Raw genomic sequence first — 401 nt, forward strand, 5'->3', positions numbered from 1 at the left:
AGCCGAAGATGGCGCGTTCGGCGGCGGCCCGGTCGGCGCGGCGCGCCCCGGGGGCCCCGATCACGACCGCGAGCTCCGCCTCGTGCTCGACCTGCTTGGAGAAGATCGGCAGTCGGATGGCGTCCCGGGGGCCGATCACCGAGGTGGACGGCTTGAGGAAGAGCAGTGGCTCCTTGGGCACGTCGTTGCCGAGCTCGGCGGCGTGGTCGGCGTAGTTACGACCGACGCACACGACCTTGCTGGGCAGGATCGGCGACAGCAGCCGAACGTCGGAAAGGGCCCACCGGGCCCCACTGAAGGAGAGTTTGCCGAACGGGTGGCCCTCGATCTCGGCGATGGTCAGGCCCTGCGGCCCGGCCCCCGGTTCGCCTTCGACGGCACCGAACGACATTCCCTTGGCA

At 70.6% G+C, this 401-nt stretch carries 1 protein-coding gene; it reads right to left on the minus strand.

Going from position 1 to position 401, the window contains the following annotated elements:
• A partial coding sequence (locus KBX53_RS35905) for a fumarylacetoacetate hydrolase family protein (protein WP_210864135.1) occupies window positions 1-401 on the minus strand: 401 nt, incomplete at both ends.

Origin of the sequence: Micromonospora sp. M51 (genome assembly GCF_018070305.1) — a bacterium.
GTDB classification, from domain to species: Bacteria; Actinomycetota; Actinomycetes; order Mycobacteriales; family Micromonosporaceae; genus Micromonospora; species Micromonospora parva.